The sequence below is a fragment of the Nonomuraea sp. AD125B genome, assembly GCF_041402765.1.
GTDB classification, from domain to species: Bacteria; Actinomycetota; Actinomycetes; order Streptosporangiales; family Streptosporangiaceae; genus Nonomuraea; species Nonomuraea bangladeshensis.
Genome location: NZ_JBGLOU010000001.1, coordinates 689,824 through 703,233, shown reverse-complemented (window position 1 = coordinate 703,233; position 13,410 = coordinate 689,824). Strand labels below are relative to the sequence as shown.

General features: G+C 74.5%; 16 protein-coding genes. 8 read left to right on the top strand and 8 right to left on the bottom strand.

Going from position 1 to position 13,410, the window contains the following annotated elements:
* Positions 1-22: 22 nt before the first annotated feature.
* Positions 23-154 (bottom strand): hypothetical protein, encoded by a 132-nt coding sequence (locus tag ACBR40_RS03220; RefSeq protein WP_329576677.1) that lies wholly within the window; start codon positions 152-154, stop codon positions 23-25.
* A 248-nt stretch (positions 155-402) separates the two neighbouring features.
* Between ACBR40_RS03220 and ACBR40_RS03215 the strand changes: the two genes are divergently transcribed.
* The 4 genes from ACBR40_RS03215 (at position 403) to ACBR40_RS03200 (ending at position 3,678) form a co-directional block, all read left to right on the top strand.
* Positions 403-1,236: a hypothetical protein gene (locus ACBR40_RS03215; protein WP_371247296.1), complete on the top strand. Its 834-nt coding sequence runs from the start codon at positions 403-405 to the stop codon at positions 1,234-1,236.
* Positions 1,233-1,607 (top strand): GntR family transcriptional regulator, encoded by a 375-nt coding sequence (locus tag ACBR40_RS03210; protein ID WP_371247295.1) that lies wholly within the window; start codon positions 1,233-1,235, stop codon positions 1,605-1,607. Before ACBR40_RS03215 ends, ACBR40_RS03210 begins: the two co-directional genes overlap by 4 nt.
* A gap of 49 nt (positions 1,608-1,656) precedes the next feature.
* Positions 1,657-2,145: a MarR family transcriptional regulator gene (locus ACBR40_RS03205; protein ID WP_344216467.1), complete on the top strand. Its 489-nt coding sequence runs from the start codon at positions 1,657-1,659 to the stop codon at positions 2,143-2,145.
* Positions 2,146-2,274: 129 nt separating this feature from the next.
* On the top strand, positions 2,275-3,678 hold the full coding sequence (locus ACBR40_RS03200; protein ID WP_371247294.1) for an MFS transporter: 1,404 nt from the start codon (positions 2,275-2,277) through the stop codon (positions 3,676-3,678).
* Here ACBR40_RS03200 and ACBR40_RS03195 read toward each other — a convergent pair.
* Positions 3,648-4,652 carry an alpha/beta hydrolase fold domain-containing protein gene (locus ACBR40_RS03195; RefSeq protein WP_371247293.1) on the bottom strand — a complete coding sequence of 335 codons (1,005 nt, stop codon included), beginning with the start codon at positions 4,650-4,652 and terminating at the stop codon, positions 3,648-3,650. The two genes, ACBR40_RS03200 and ACBR40_RS03195, sit on opposite strands and share 31 nt — an antisense overlap.
* A gap of 50 nt (positions 4,653-4,702) precedes the next feature.
* Here ACBR40_RS03195 and ACBR40_RS03190 point away from each other — a divergent pair, with 50 nt between their 5' ends.
* Together ACBR40_RS03190 and ACBR40_RS03185 are read left to right on the top strand one after the other, a co-directional pair.
* Entirely contained in the window at positions 4,703-5,128 is a 426-nt protein-coding gene (locus ACBR40_RS03190) for a pyridoxamine 5'-phosphate oxidase family protein (protein ID WP_371247292.1), read from the top strand.
* 38 nt (positions 5,129-5,166) lie between these two features.
* Positions 5,167-5,706 carry a TIGR00730 family Rossman fold protein gene (locus tag ACBR40_RS03185; RefSeq protein WP_344216475.1) on the top strand — a complete coding sequence of 180 codons (540 nt, stop codon included), beginning with the start codon at positions 5,167-5,169 and terminating at the stop codon, positions 5,704-5,706.
* Positions 5,707-5,722: 16 nt separating this feature from the next.
* Here ACBR40_RS03185 and ACBR40_RS03180 read toward each other — a convergent pair whose 3' ends face one another.
* A complete protein-coding gene (locus tag ACBR40_RS03180) occupies positions 5,723-6,619 on the bottom strand; it encodes an aldo/keto reductase (RefSeq protein WP_371247291.1) in 897 nt (298 codons plus the stop codon).
* Positions 6,620-6,770: 151 nt separating this feature from the next.
* Here ACBR40_RS03180 and ACBR40_RS03175 point away from each other — a divergent pair, with 151 nt between their 5' ends.
* Positions 6,771-7,157, top strand: coding sequence for a beta/gamma crystallin-related protein (locus ACBR40_RS03175; RefSeq protein WP_344216479.1), 387 nt, complete (start codon positions 6,771-6,773; stop codon positions 7,155-7,157).
* A 6-nt stretch (positions 7,158-7,163) separates the two neighbouring features.
* Here ACBR40_RS03175 and ACBR40_RS03170 read toward each other — a convergent pair whose 3' ends face one another.
* Entirely contained in the window at positions 7,164-7,919 is a 756-nt protein-coding gene (locus tag ACBR40_RS03170) for a ZIP family zinc transporter (RefSeq protein WP_344216481.1), read from the bottom strand.
* 131 nt (positions 7,920-8,050) lie between these two features.
* Between ACBR40_RS03170 and ACBR40_RS03165 the strand changes: the two genes are divergently transcribed.
* Entirely contained in the window at positions 8,051-9,682 is a 1,632-nt protein-coding gene (locus ACBR40_RS03165) for an ATP-dependent DNA helicase RecQ (protein ID WP_371247290.1), read from the top strand.
* 28 nt (positions 9,683-9,710) lie between these two features.
* On the opposite strand, the gene ACBR40_RS03160 is transcribed toward ACBR40_RS03165, so the two are convergent.
* The 4 genes from ACBR40_RS03160 to ACBR40_RS03145 form a co-directional block, all read right to left on the bottom strand.
* Positions 9,711-10,715 carry a zinc-binding dehydrogenase gene (locus ACBR40_RS03160; RefSeq protein ID WP_371247581.1) on the bottom strand — a complete coding sequence of 335 codons (1,005 nt, stop codon included), beginning with the start codon at positions 10,713-10,715 and terminating at the stop codon, positions 9,711-9,713.
* Between the two features lie 161 nt (positions 10,716-10,876).
* On the bottom strand, positions 10,877-11,857 hold the full coding sequence (locus ACBR40_RS03155; protein ID WP_371247289.1) for a DUF2804 domain-containing protein: 981 nt from the start codon (positions 11,855-11,857) through the stop codon (positions 10,877-10,879).
* Positions 11,858-11,872: 15 nt separating this feature from the next.
* The gene (locus ACBR40_RS03150; protein ID WP_371247288.1) at positions 11,873-12,406 is read right to left on the bottom strand and encodes a hypothetical protein; all 534 of its coding nucleotides are present in this window, start codon (positions 12,404-12,406) and stop codon (positions 11,873-11,875) included.
* Positions 12,407-12,532: 126 nt separating this feature from the next.
* Positions 12,533-13,405: an alpha/beta fold hydrolase gene (locus ACBR40_RS03145; RefSeq protein WP_371247287.1), complete on the bottom strand. Its 873-nt coding sequence runs from the start codon at positions 13,403-13,405 to the stop codon at positions 12,533-12,535.
* Positions 13,406-13,410: the final 5 nt, after the last annotated feature.

The following is a 13,410-nucleotide window of genomic DNA, read 5'->3' as shown; positions in this document are numbered from 1 at the left end:
GGGGCGGCGTCGTCGTCGCAGGTCAGCGACCCTTGGACGGGATGCGGCGCGGCGGCGCGATCGGCCGCGCGGGCAGCTTCGGCAGCCGCCGGGGCGCCGGGAGGCCGGGCAGGGTCTTGTCGTTCTTGCTGGTCTTGCCTGAGCGGGCACGCATGAGGAAGCTCCTTCACCGGGATCGGGGACGCGGCTCACGCCGGTCGGGCAACACGCACGGCTGCCGCGTCTGGGATGAACTGAGACGTCGGGTTGGTCGCCGCTGAGCGCGGATCACAGGTAAAGGCGCATGTCCCCGACCTTACGGGAGCGGCCAGAAGCCGGGCAACCAGATTTTCGCCCGTTGACTTTGTCGCACCTTTTGTCTCACTATATTGAGACAAAGCTTGCGACAGAAGGGAGCGGGTCATGACGGACGAGCGAACAGGCGGGCCAGGGGTGCGCGTACGGCCCGGAGACGTGCGCCAGGCCGGGGACTGGCTGGCCCGGCACGGCCTCGGCGAGGCGCGGCCGACGCCGCTGCTCGCCGCCCGGCTGGCGGCGCGGCGCCGCGCGCGGCTGGCCGACCACCTCATGCTGGCCGTGCTGATCATCGCGGCGGCGCTGGCGCAGCTGAACCTCTTCCTGGCCGCCCCTGGCGGGCCGGGATCGGAGTCCTGGACGTGGTGGCCGCTGCTGATGCTGGCCGGGCTGGTCGCCGCGCTGCTGGTGACGCGGACCCTGCTGGAGGCATGGGTACGCCGGATCGACCGGGGAGCCGGCGCGGCGCTGGCCCGGCGGGCCGCGCACCCGGTGCAGCCCGGCTGGCGGGCCCTGCTCGGCCGGCCGTACGCCCTCTGGACCGCGGGCACGTACGCGGCGGCCCTGGCACTGGCGGGAAGCGCGCTCACCCTCGACGGCGCCGGCGTCCGCCAGGCGGCGCTCGTCCTGCTCGTCGCCCTGGCCGGCGTCGGGGCGGTCGCCCTCCTCCAGGTGCGCGACCTGCTGGCGCGGCCGGTGGTGGCCGAGGACGAGCTGTCGCTGACCGCCGACGTGATCATGCGGATCGAGGACGCCCGCGAGAGCACGTCGCCGGGCACGGTGTGGTGCCTGCCGATGGTGCTGCTGTTCGGCACGGCGCCCGGCTGGTGGCGGGCCGCCTCGCTCAGCCTGGTGCTCCTGGGGCTGGCCGCCCTCGTCGTGATCCAGACCCGTACGCCGGACAGCGCGGCCATGGCCAGGCGGATCGTGAGCCTGGGATGATCGTCATCGACGCGGGCTCGCCGGTGCCGCCGTTCGAGCAGCTGCGGGCCCAGCTCGCCGGGCAGATCCACGACCGGACGCTGGCCGTGGGGGCGCGGCTGCCGACCATCCGGCGGCTCGCGGCCGACCTGGGGCTCGCCGTGAACACGGTCGGCCGGGCCTACCGGGAGCTGGAGGAGGCGGGGCTGATCGAGACCCGGGGGCGGGCCGGGTCGTTCGTGACGGCGGCCGGCGAGGAGACGCGGGAACGCGCCCGGCGGGCCGCCGCCGACTACGCCGCCACGGTTGCCGCGCTCGGGCTCGGCGCGGAGGAGGCGCTGCGCATCGCCGAGGCCGCCCTGCGCTCCCCCGCCCCGGCCGACGGCGCATAGTCAGGTCACGGATAATCCGCAGCGGGACGGTGTGGGTACGCTGAGGAACATGACCGCCATGGCACCCGCCCGCGCCGAGACCGACCTGTCCTTCCTGCTCGACCACACCAGCCACGCGCTGCGCTCGCGGATGGCGGCGGCGCTGGCCGAGATCGGCCTGACGCCGCGCATGCACTGCGTGCTGGTGCACGCGCTGGAGGCGGAACGCACCCAGATCCAGCTCGCCGAGCTGGGCGACATGGACAAGACCACGATGGTGGTGACGGTGGACGCGCTGGAGAAGGCCGGTTACGCCGAGCGCCGCCCGTCGAGCACCGACCGGCGGGCGCGCATCATCGCGGTCACCGAGAAGGGCGCGGCAATCGCCCGGCGCAGCCAGGAGGTCGTGGACGGCGTGCACCGCGACGCCCTGCAGACGCTGCCCGACGACGAGCGCGAGGTCCTGGTCCGCGCCCTGAACCGCCTGGTCACCGGCCATCTGGCCGCCCCCGTCGAAGGCCCGGTGCAGGCCCGCAGGGCACGGGAGCGCGCAAAATAGGTCCAAAGAGGATCGTCTACAACGGAACTATCTGTTAAGGTCTCACCTGTCACGAGACGGGAGAGACCTGTGCGGAACATGCTCGACTCGCGTTGGACAGCCTTGGGAGTGCTGTCCGCGACGGGACTGATGACCATCCTCGACGGCAGCATCGTGACCGTGGCGATGCCGGCCATCCAGCACGACCTGGGCTTCTCGGCCGCCGGTCTGAGCTGGATGGTCAACGCCTACCTGATCCCCTTCGGAGGGCTCCTGCTGCTGGCGGGGCGGCTCGGCGACCTGATCGGGCGGCGGGCGATGTTCCTGGCCGGGAACGCGATCTTCACGGCCGCCTCCCTGCTGGCGGGCCTGGCCACCGGCCCCGGCGTGCTCATCGCCGCCCGCTTCCTCCAGGGCGTGGGCAGCGCGCTGGCCAGTGCCGTGGTGCTGGGCATCCTGGTGACGCTGTTCTCCGGGCCGGCCGAGCGCGGCAAGGCCATCGCGATCTTCAGCTTCACCGGCGCGGCCGGCGCGTCCATCGGGCAGGTCCTGGGCGGGGTGCTCACCGACGGCCTGAGCTGGCCGTGGATCTTCCTGGTCAACGTGCCGATCGGCGTGGTCACCCTGGCGCTCGCGCTGCGCGCCCTGCCCGCCGACCGGGGGGCCGGGCTGCGGGCCGGCGCGGACGTCCTCGGCGCCGCGCTGGTCACCTCCGGCCTGATGCTGGGCATCTACGCGGTGGTCAAGGTGGAGGAGCACGGCTGGCTGTCGGCCCACACGCTCGGCCTCGGCGCGCTCTCGCTGGCCCTGCTCGGCGGGTTCGTCGCGCGGCAGGCCACGGCCCGCACGCCGCTCATGCCGCTGCGGATCCTGCGCTCGCGCAACGTCGTCGGGGCCAACCTCGCGCAGATGCTGGCCCTGTCCGGGATGTTCGCCTTCCAGGTCCTCGTCGCCCTCTACATGCAGCGCGTGCTCGGCTACGGGGCGCTGGAGACCGGCCTGGCGATGCTGCCGGCCGCGGTCGGCATCGGCTCGATCTCGCTGTTCGCCTCCGCCAGGCTCGCCGCCAGGTTCGGCGCCCGCGCCGTGCTCGTGACCGGGCTGGCCATGCTGGTGGCGGCCATGACGCTGCTGTCCCAGGTGCCGGCGGACGCCGCGTACGCCGTCCACCTGCTGCCTCCCATGCTGCTGATCTCGGGCGGCGGCCTGGTGCTGCCCGCCCTGGCCACGCTCGGCATGTCCGGGGCGCGGGAGAGCGACGCGGGGCTCGCCTCCGGGCTGTTCAACACCACCCAGCAGGTCGGCATGGCGGTCGGCGTCGCGCTGCTGTCCACGATGGCCGCCGGGCGCACCGGCGACCTGCTGGCCGCGGGGACGTCGCAGGCGGAGGCGCTGACCGGCGGGTACCGGCTCGCGTTCGGCATCGCGGCCGGGCTGCTGGTCGCGGCCCTCGCGGTGGCGGTCACCGTCCTGCGCCGCCCCGCCCCGGCGGAGACATCGGCGGAGACGGCGGAGCAGGGCGGTCAGCCGGCGGCGAGCGCGGCCGCGAAGTAGCCGAGCGAGGCGTCGACCTCGTCGAGGGCCGGGGTCCGGTTGAGGTGCCCGTGCGGCATGCCGCACGCCAGGTACGTGCTCACCGGCACCCCGGCCTCGCGCAGCTGGCGCTCCAGGAGCTCGCCCGAGGCGCGCAGGTCGTCGTACTCCGACAGCAGGATGCGGGTGGCGGGCAGGCCGTCGAGGCGGGCCGCGCCGGGCAGCGCGTCGGGCGGGACGTCGCTGATCCGGCCCACGTAGGCGCGGACCATCCGCTCGACGTCGGCCGGGTGGAAGCGCGTGAACGGCGGCAGCTCGCGCATCTCGGCGGCCACGTCGTCGTCGAGGGCCGGGTTCGGGTAGTGCGCGAACGGATAGGCGAGAAGCAGCAGGTCCGGGGCGCTTCCCCCGTCGGGTGCGCGGTCGCGGGCGCGCAGGGCGGTGGCCAGGACGAGCGCCGCGCCCGCGCTGGCCCCGCCCAGCGCGGCGGGCACCCCCGGCGCGGCCTCGCCGGTGAGCCACCGCCAGGCCGCGTCCACGTCGTCGATCGGCACGGGATGGCGCACGCCGTCCCTGGCCAGCCGGTAGCCGACCGAGACGACGAAGGCGCCGGTGCGCGCGGCCAGCTCGGCGCTGACCACGCGGGCCTCGGGCTTGTCCAGGTCGCCGAAGACGAACCCGCCCCCGTGCGCCCACAGCAGGGCCCTGCCCGGGGTGCCGGTGGTGCGGTAGGTGCGGACGGGGATCGGGCCGTGCGGCCCGTCGAGGGTGACGTCCTCGACGGTGACGCCGGCCGGCAGGGACCACTCGGCCGGGTCGCGGACGTACTCGGCGAACAGGCGCTGCGCCTCCGGGTCCGTGGCCAGGTCCTCGCGGGTCACGCCGCGCAGCGGCGCCAGCTTCCTGGCGAGCTCGGGGTGGAACGGCATGGCCACTCTTCTATCGCGCCCGCCGGGGCCGGGCGCGGGCGGGGTGACCCGGAGCGTCCCGAACAAGGGACTTTGGTCCCTACCGGCGGCGGGGCCGGCTGCAGGAAGGTTTCGGTGTGCCGTACCGATCGACCCAGCCAAGAACCGTCAGCCGCCCGCTGTCCCGCCCGGAGGGCCTGCGCCTGCTCGGCAACGTGACCTTCGGCAGGCTCGTGTTCATCAGCCGCGCCCTGCCCGGCATCCGGCTGGTCAGCCACGTCATGGACGGCGAGGACGTGCTCGTCGGCCTGCCGGAGGACTGCCCGGTCGTCCCGCTGCTCTCCCAGGTCGCGCCGGTCGTGTACGAGGCGGACGTGCTGGACACGGCGACCCGCCACGGGTGGAGCATCGTGCTGACCGGCCGCGCCGGGCTGGTGGAGAGCGACGAGGAGATCGCCCGCGCCCTGCGCCTGCTGCGGCCGTGGCCGGGCGAGGACATCGGGGTGGTCGTCCGGATCCACCCCGAGCTGGTCACCGGCACCCGCGTCGGGGCCGGTCCCTGACGGCTCTCCGGCGGACGCGGCGGGCCTAGGGTGTGCGCATGAACATCTGCGTCTTCCTCTCCGCCGCCGACCTGGCCGACACCTACACCCGCCCCGCCCGCGAGCTCGCCGAGCTGATCGGCAAGGGCGGGCACACCCTGGTGTGGGGCGGCTCGGACGCCGGGCTGATGAAGGTGGTCGCGGACGGGGTGCACGCCGCCGGCGGGCGGCTGATGGGCGTGTCGGTGCACTTCCTCGCGCACAAGGCGCGCCGCGGCGTGGACGACATGGTGATCGCCGCCGACCTGGCCGAACGCAAGCGGCTGCTGCTGGAGAAGGCCGACGCGGTGGTCATCATGGTGGGCGGCACCGGCACGCTGGACGAGGCGACCGAGATCCTGGAGCTGAAGAAGCACGGCCACACCGACAAGCCGGTCGTGCTGCTGAACACGGCCGGCTTCTACGACGGGCTGAAGCAGCAGTTCCAGCGCATGGAGGACGAGGGCTTCCTGCCGCGCCCGCTCACCGAGCTGATGTTCTTCGCCGAGGAGCCGGTCGGCGCGATGGCCTACCTGGAGGAGACTTTCGGCGTTCAGTGAGCGGGCCGCAGGCGGTTCAGCCCAGGAGGGCCAGGTCCTCGGCGGACAGCCGCAGCGCTCCGGCGGCGACGTTCTCGGCCAGGTGGACGGGGTCGCCGGTGCCCGGGATGGCGAGGACGTGCGGGCCCTGCGCGAGCGTCCAGGCGAGCCTGACCTGCGCCGGTGTCGCCCCGCGCGCCCGGGCGACGGCCAGCACCCGCTCGTCCTCGGCCGCCTGCGCGCCCGCCTCCCGGCCGGCGCCGGCGATGGCGAAGAACGGCACGTACGCGATGCCCTGCTCGCCGCACGCGCGCAGCAGCTCGCGCTCGGCGGCCGGGGCGCCGATGCCGAAGGCGTTCTGGACGCACGCGACGGGCGCTATGGCGCGGGCCTCGGCCAGGTGCGCGGCGGTGGCGTTGGAGAGCCCGAGATGCCGGACGAGCCCGGCCTCGCGCAGCTCGGCGAGGGCGCCGAAGTGCTCGGCGAGCGGCGCGTCCCTGTGGCTCGGCGGGACGCGCAGGTTCACCAGGTCGAGCCGGTCGCGGCCGAGCTGGCGCAGGTTCTCCTCGACTTGGCCGCGAAGCTGCTCGGGCCGGGCCCACCACCACTCGCCGGACGGGTCGCGGCCCGCCCAGACCTTCGTGGCGATCACCAGGTTGTCCGGGTAGGGGGCGAGCGCCCGGTTGATCAGCTCGTTGGCCGACAGGAGGGGCGAGAAGTAGAAGGCGGCGGTGTCGATGTGGTCGACGCCGAGCTCGACCGCGCGGCGCAGCACGGCGATCGCGCGCTCGCGGAGGGCGGCCGCCGTCGGCCGGTCCTGCCGGGAGCCGAAGGCGGTGCGGCCGGTCAGGCGCATCGCGCCGAACCCGATCCTGTTGACCGGCAGCTCGCCGCCGAGCCGCCACGTTCCTGCGGTGTTCTGCTGAATGGACATGAAAAAAGCCTCCCCGGGCTGCGGAGACGGCTCCGGCCGGAAAGGCTCGACGTGTTGCTCCATTTTAGCAGGGTCCGTGGAACGGGGTGGAACGTGCTGGAACGCCCAGCGGGAGTAGGAAGACCGACCACTACTCGACGGGGGCACCACCATGCACAGGAACATCCGCATCGCCGCGGCGGTCTCGGCCGCGGCGGTGGTCGCCGTGACGGCGGCCACCGTCCCGGCTCAGGCGGCCGGGCCGCTCGTGCTGTTCCAGGACAGCGGCTTCGCCGGCACCTCCTGGTCGTTCACGGCCACCAACGGCGACATCTCGGGCTCGGGGGGCGACCGGGTGAGCTCCATCGTCAACCAGGACGTCAACGCCTGGGTCGTCTACCAGCACGACACCTACCGCGGCAGGTCGTACTGCGTCCTGCCTGGACAGAGCCTCTACGACCTGCACGAGCAGCAGTGGCAGTTCGGCGACGCCATCTCGTCCGTACGCCGCCGCCCGGACGGGACGTGCCACGACAACCCGATGTTCCTGTCCCCCTGACGGGGGTCAGGCGGCCAGCCGTTCGACGGCGAAGGCCGTGAGGAACCCCGCGGTGGTGATGAGGCCGGTCAGCAGGTGGGCGTTCTCGAACGCCTCGGGGATCATCGTGTCGGCGACCATCGCGAGGATGGCCCCGGCCGCCACGCCCATGATGACGGCGATGGTGGCCGGGGAGGCCGACTCCAGCGCGAGGTTGCCGAGCATCGCGGCCAGGCCGCTGGCCAGGGCGATGCCGCCCCAGATGCCGAAGACGTAGCCGGGGCCGCGGCCGGCCCGCTTCATGCCGGCGGCGCTGGACAGGCCCTCGGGGACGTTCGAGATGAAGACGGCGGCGACCACGGCGAGGCCGATGTCGCCGCCGCCGAGCAGCGACAGGCCGAGCACCACCGACTCGGGCACCCCGTCGAGCAGGGCGCCGACGGCGATCGCCGCGCCGCTGCCCTGGACGTCGGCCTCGCTGGGCTGCTGGGCGCCGGAGCGTTTGCGGTGGCGGGCGCCGTGCCGGGCGAGCAGCGCGTTGGCGGCCACGTACGCGCAGGCCCCGCCGAGGAAGCCCGCCGCGGTCGGGACGAGCCCGCCGGTGCGCTCGGCCTCGTCCAGCAGCTCGAACGACAGCGCGGCGATGAGCACGCCGGCGCCGAAGGCCATGATCGTGGCGATCGCGCGCGGCGGGACGCGCCGGAACCAGGCGATCGCGGCCCCGATGAGCAGCGCGCCTCCGGCGAGCGCACCCCAGAGCCCCGCCTCCAGCCAGATGGGCATCACCGCACCTCCGTCACGCCGATCCCACGATCTTCGCATCCGCCCGGTTCCGGGCGTCCAGCGCCCCGGGGGGCTGGAGGCGGGACCGGCGGGCAGGGGTGTGGGACGAGGAAGACAGGCGAGGTGGGGACATGGGCGAGGCGGCGGCGGAGTGCGAACGGGTGGCGCGGGAGGCGCTCGGGCTGGAGGAGCTGCGTCCGGGCCAGCTCGCCGCCATGACGGCGCTGGCGGAGGGCCGCGACACGCTCGCGGTGATGCCGACGGGCAGTGGCAAGTCGGCGATCTACCAGGTGCCGGCGCTGCTGCTGAAGGGCCCGACGTTGGTGGTGTCGCCGCTCATCGCGCTGCAGCGCGACCAGGTGGAGGCGCTGCGCGAGCACGACGAGGACGCGGCCAGCCTGGACGCCCGCACCTCGGCACGGGAGCGTACGGCCACGTTCGAGGCGCTGCGGGCGCGCGAGACGGAGTTCCTGTTCTGCGCGCCCGAGCAGCTCGCCCGGCCCGACGTGATCCACGAGCTGAAGGCCGCCGGCCCGTCGCTCATGGTGGTGGACGAGGCCCACTGCGTGTCGTCGTGGGGGCACGACTTCCGCCCCGACTACCTGCGGCTCGGGTCGGTGGCCGAGGCGCTGGGCCGGCCGGTGATCGCCGCGCTCACCGCGACCGCCGCCCCGCCGGTGCGGGCGGAGATCGTCGAGCGGCTGGGCATGCGGGACCCGGTGGAGCTCGTGCAGGGCTTCGACCGGCCGAACATCTCGCTGGAGGTCCGCCGGATGCTGGCCGACCCGGCCCCGGAGATCGTCGCGGCGGTGGCGGAGCAGGAGCGGCCCGGGATCGTGTACACGACCACGCGCCGCCGCACCGGCGAGCTGAGCGACCTGCTGAACGAGGCGGGCGTGCGGGCGGCGGCCTACCACGCAGGGATGCGCCGCCGGGAGCGGGACGAGGTGCACGACCGGTTCATGGGCGGCGGGCTGGAGGTGGTGGTCGCGACGAACGCGTTCGGGATGGGCATCGACAAGCCGGACGTGCGGTTCGTCTTCCACGCCGAGGCGCCGGGGTCGCCGGACTCGTACTACCAGGAGATCGGCCGGGCGGGACGGGACGGCGAGCCGGCCGCCGCGGTGCTGTTCTACCGTCCGGAGGACCTGGGGCTGCAGCGCTACTTCACCGGCGGCGTGCCGGACGCCGGGACGCTGGCCGAGGTGGCCGCGGCGGTCGTGGCGGCCGGGCCCGGCGCCGGGCGCAAGGAGCTGCGCGAGCGTACGGGCCTGTCCCCGCGCCGCCTGACGGGTCTGCTCGACCTGCTGGAACGGGTGGGCACGGCCCGGCTCGGCACCCGGCGCGTGGACCCCGTGCCAGGCGCGCCCGAGCCGGCCGAGGCCGCGGCGCTGGCGCGGGAGCTGGCCGAGCGGCGGCGCGAGGTGGAGCGCACCCGCCTGGAGATGATGCGCCGCTACGCCGAGACCGAGGACTGCCGCCGCCGCTTCCTGCTCGGCTACTTCGGCGAGCACCTGCCGGAGCCGTGCGGCAACTGCGACAACTGCCGGGCGGGAACGGCCGCGCGGCCCCCCGCGCCCGGCGGCGGGCCGTTCCCGCTGCACGCGCGGGTGGAGCACCGTACGTGGGGTCCCGGCCAGGTGATCCAGCGCGGCGAGGACCGGCTGACGGTGCTGTTCGAGGAGGCGGGCTACCGCGAGCTCCAGCTCGACGCGGTCCTGGAGCAGGACCTGCTGACGCGGGCGGACGAGGACCAGCCCTGATCCCGGCGGCGCAGGGTCAGACGCCGGGTCAGGGGACGAGCACGAGCCGGACGGGGTCGCCCTCCTTGCGGGCCAGCCGGTCCAGCGCGGCCGGGGCCTCGGCGAGCGGCAGCACGTCGCTGACGGACCCGCTCAGGTCCAGCCGCCCCCGCCCGGCCAGCCTGACCAGGCGCTGGACGTCCTGCGGCGCGGAGCCGTAGTGGCCGAGCACCGACTGGCGGAAGTAGGCGAGGCCGATGTCGTTCGGGATGGTGATGGGCTGCCCGGCGAGGCCCACGACGACGAGCCGGCCGGCCGGGCCGAGCACCGTCAGCGCCTGCTCGCGCACGGCCGGGACGCCGGCGAGGTCGAGGGCGACGTCCAGGCCGAGCCCGTCGGTCAGGTCCATGACGGTGTCGCGGAGCTTCGGGTCGGCCGGGTCGAGCACGGCGTCGGCGCCGAGCGCGAGCGCCCGTTCGCGGGCGGCGGGCAGCGGGTCGATCGCGATCACCGGGGCGGCGCCGACCAGGCGCAGGAGCTGCACGGCGTGCGCGCCGAGGCCGCCCGCGCCCCACACGGCGGCGGCGTCGCCCGGCCGGGTGGCGGCGGTCGTGGTCACGGCGGCCCACGGCGTGGAGACGGCGTCGGGGATGACGCACGCCTGCTCGAACGGCAGCCCGTCGGGGATCGGCACCACGGTCGTCGCGCTCGCCAGGGCGTACTCGGCGTAGCCGCCGTCGTAGTCGACGCCGCGGGTGAGCACGACGCCGCGCAGGTCCAGCTCCCCGGCCTGGAGCAGCACCCGCTGCCCGGTCGTCCAGGCGTCCACGCCCGCGCCGAGCGCGTCGATCACGCCGGCCACCTCGTGCCCGAGCGTGACCGTGTCGCCGGGGAGCCACGCGGGCCGCAGGGTGCCGTCCAGCAGGTGCACGTCGGACAGGCACACCCCGGCGGCGCGCACCGCGACGCGCACCTGCCCGGGGCCGGGCTCCGGGACCGGGACGCGCTCCATGCGCAGCTCGTTGGTGGGCACGTGCAGCCGGGCGGCGAGCATGTCGGTCACGGCGCTCCTTTTTCCCGCAGACTTCCCGCGGGCCCGCCCCGGGGTTTCGACCGGTGCGTCCCGCGGACTTCCATCGGACCCGGACGCGGCCGTGCGGCCGCTCCCTGGCGCGAGCATACGGCCCGCGCCCGCCGCTGCCGCGCGGGGGCGGGTCACCAGCGGTTGCGTGCCTCCTCGGCCCAGCCGGTGAGCCCGTCGAGCGTCACCCAGGAGCCGTCGCCGGCCCTGACCCGGCCGCCGAAGTGGCCGAAGCACTGGTGCGTCTCGGAGCCGACGACGCCCAGCTCCGTACGCGAGATCTTCTCGTGGAACGGGGTGAACTCGACCTCGACGCCATCGCCCGCGATGCGCCAGGGCTTGAGCCAGTCGGAGCGGTCGTAGACCCACTCCAGCTCCGCGCCGATCTTGTGCAGCCGGCCGTCGACGAACAGCGCGTTCTCGGTCGACCCGGTGCCGTCGGTCCACTTGCCGCCGAGCTGCACCGACAGCCCGGGGGCGTGGCCGGCGGCCCAGTTCCAGACCACGGAGTACGGCCACTTGCCGCGCCCGTGGTCGAGGACCGCGAACGCGCCCTCGCCCACCTCGTGCTCGGCGCCGCCCAGCACGAGCCGGCCGCGCACCGGCCGGCCGACGTCCTTGACGGTGTACTGGAAGCGCCGCGGCCCCCACGGGACCACGACGCCCAGCGACTCGTGGCCCTCGGGCAGCGGGATCTCCAGGTCCAGAGTCAGATCGGGCGCGTACGCCCGCAGCCGGGTGCCGCCCGGCTCCTGGTCGATCTCGACGCGGACGCCGCCGCCCGCGACCCGGACCGGGCCCGCCCCGCTGACCTGCGGGAACCGCGCGCCGCGGGCCAGCGGCACCACGGCGTCGTGGCTCACCTCCGCGCGGGAGGCGCGGTCGAGCACGTAGACGCCGTGGACGCCGGCGTAGTCGAGCGACGACGCCACCAGCCCGATGATGTGGGTCGGCGTCACGATCCCCCAGTATTCCCAGCGCTTGCGACGGCCCCACCCGCGCAGCTCGGCCCGGTGCAGGGGGCGTCGGGTCCAGCCGACGGCCGCCGGATTGAGGCGGCCGTCGGGCAGGCAGAGGTCCACGGGCTCGGTGATCTCCCGCTCATGGGTCAGCATGCGGGAAATGTACTATCAGGCCGGGAAGTCCTTCGGGTTCACGTGCTGGGTGCCGGCGTTGCCGCCCCGCACCGGGTGCAGGGTCAGCGTGTAGATCCGGGAGGCCGTGGCGGTCGTGTAGTAGCGCAGCCGGTCGTTGAAGCGCTGGTAGGTGGCGGCGCGGGTGAAGCGGTGCCGGGACTTGCTGTAGGCGTAGCCGGTGGTGAAGTAGAGCCGGTAGGTGCCGTCGCGCACGTCCTTGATGCTCGCCGTCGACTTGGCGCGGACGTAGATGCTGATGGCCTTGGTCTTGCCCCGGACCAGGATGACGACGCCGTCGGTCCGCAGACCGTTCTTGATCTTGAGTACGCCCCGGCCGCCGCTGATGCGGTCGAACAGGATGGCGCCGTTGCGCGGGCGGGCCGCGGCCGTCGTGGTGGTGCTCGCCGTGGTGGCGCTGGTGGTGGTGCTCACCGTCGTGGCGCCGGACGGGGAGGCCGTGACCAGGGTGGCGGCCATGGCGAAGGCGGCGATGAGGCCGGTTCGCGGGGCGAGAAGCTTGTTCTTCACGCGAACGTCTCCTTAGGAGGGGGGACATGGTCGAACCACGCCCAACCCTAGAGAACCCAGACGCTCCGGCCCACCCGTTATCACGCTCGGGGCCGGAGTGGTCCTCCGGCCCCGGGCAGCGAGCTCCTAGCCCTCCAGCACCTCGCGCAGCTTCAGCGCGAAGCCGTCGGGGTCGCCCGGCATCCCGAAGGTGTCGTCGAGGAAGCCGCCGTGGTTGCTGGGGAAGGTGACGGGCTCGACGCCGATGCGCTCGGCGACCCCCAGGCCCCCGCGGCAGGCCATCTCCCCCTCCGACTCGGCGCCGACGGCGATGACGATGCGGGTCGAGGCGGCCCGCAGCGCCGCGAAGTCGTGCTCGTGGTGGGTGCAGCTGATGAGGTTCTGCCCGAGCAGGGCGTCGTCGCGGCTGCCGTCGTCCTCGGCCGGCAGCCCGAACATGGCCGGGTCGGGCGCGGGCTGGTCGGCGAAGTCGGCCGGGATCTCGCCCTTCAGCCCGACGATCGTGATGAACTGCGCCATCGCCGGGCCGAACCCGTCCCGCTCGTAGGTCCTGCCGATGCCCTTGATGGCGGCCAGCGCCTGCTCGCGGTCGGGCAGGACCTGGGCGGCGGGCGGCTCGTGCGCGACGAGCGTGCGCACCTGCTCAGGGTGCCGGGACACCAGCTCCAGCGCGTTGACCGCGCCGCCGCTGCTGCCGAAGAGGTCGACGGGCCCGCCGCCGAGCTCGTCGATGATCCGGTGCAGGTCGTCCGCGTGCTGCTCGGGGGTGGACTTCTCGCCGGGCTCGCCGGTCTTGCGGCTCTCGCCGACGCCGCGCGGGTCGTAGGTGACGATCGTGCGCTCCGGCAGCCGCTCGGCCAGTGCGGCGAACCCCGCGGCCCCCATGGGCGAGCCGACCAGCAGCAGCACGGGCTTGCCCGACTCCTCGACGGCTTCGCGCACCTCGTAGTGCAGGACCGCGCCGGGCACGTCAAGGGTGTGGGTCTTGAAGTCTCGCATCATTG

What these genes read in the sequence shown, in the direction of transcription:
- ACBR40_RS03220 (WP_329576677.1), bottom strand. Translation starts at nt 154, where the DNA reads ATGCGTGCCCGCTCAGGCAAGACCAGCAAGAACGACAAGACCCTGCCC.
- ACBR40_RS03215 (WP_371247296.1), top strand. Translation starts at nt 403, where the DNA reads ATGACGGACGAGCGAACAGGCGGGCCAGGGGTGCGCGTACGGCCCGGA.
- ACBR40_RS03210 (WP_371247295.1), top strand. Translation starts at nt 1,233, where the DNA reads ATGATCGTCATCGACGCGGGCTCGCCGGTGCCGCCGTTCGAGCAGCTG.
- ACBR40_RS03205 (WP_344216467.1), top strand. Translation starts at nt 1,657, where the DNA reads ATGACCGCCATGGCACCCGCCCGCGCCGAGACCGACCTGTCCTTCCTG.
- ACBR40_RS03200 (WP_371247294.1), top strand. Translation starts at nt 2,275, where the DNA reads ATGACCATCCTCGACGGCAGCATCGTGACCGTGGCGATGCCGGCCATC.
- ACBR40_RS03185 (WP_344216475.1), top strand. Translation starts at nt 5,167, where the DNA reads ATGAACATCTGCGTCTTCCTCTCCGCCGCCGACCTGGCCGACACCTAC.
- ACBR40_RS03180 (WP_371247291.1), bottom strand. Translation starts at nt 6,619, where the DNA reads ATGTCCATTCAGCAGAACACCGCAGGAACGTGGCGGCTCGGCGGCGAG.
- ACBR40_RS03175 (WP_344216479.1), top strand. Translation starts at nt 6,771, where the DNA reads ATGCACAGGAACATCCGCATCGCCGCGGCGGTCTCGGCCGCGGCGGTG.
- ACBR40_RS03170 (WP_344216481.1), bottom strand. Translation starts at nt 7,919, where the DNA reads ATGCCCATCTGGCTGGAGGCGGGGCTCTGGGGTGCGCTCGCCGGAGGC.
- ACBR40_RS03165 (WP_371247290.1), top strand. Translation starts at nt 8,051, where the DNA reads ATGGGCGAGGCGGCGGCGGAGTGCGAACGGGTGGCGCGGGAGGCGCTC.
- ACBR40_RS03160 (WP_371247581.1), bottom strand. Translation starts at nt 10,715, where the DNA reads ATGCTCGCCGCCCGGCTGCACGTGCCCACCAACGAGCTGCGCATGGAG.
- ACBR40_RS03155 (WP_371247289.1), bottom strand. Translation starts at nt 11,857, where the DNA reads ATGCTGACCCATGAGCGGGAGATCACCGAGCCCGTGGACCTCTGCCTG.
- ACBR40_RS03145 (WP_371247287.1), bottom strand. Translation starts at nt 13,405, where the DNA reads ATGCGAGACTTCAAGACCCACACCCTTGACGTGCCCGGCGCGGTCCTG.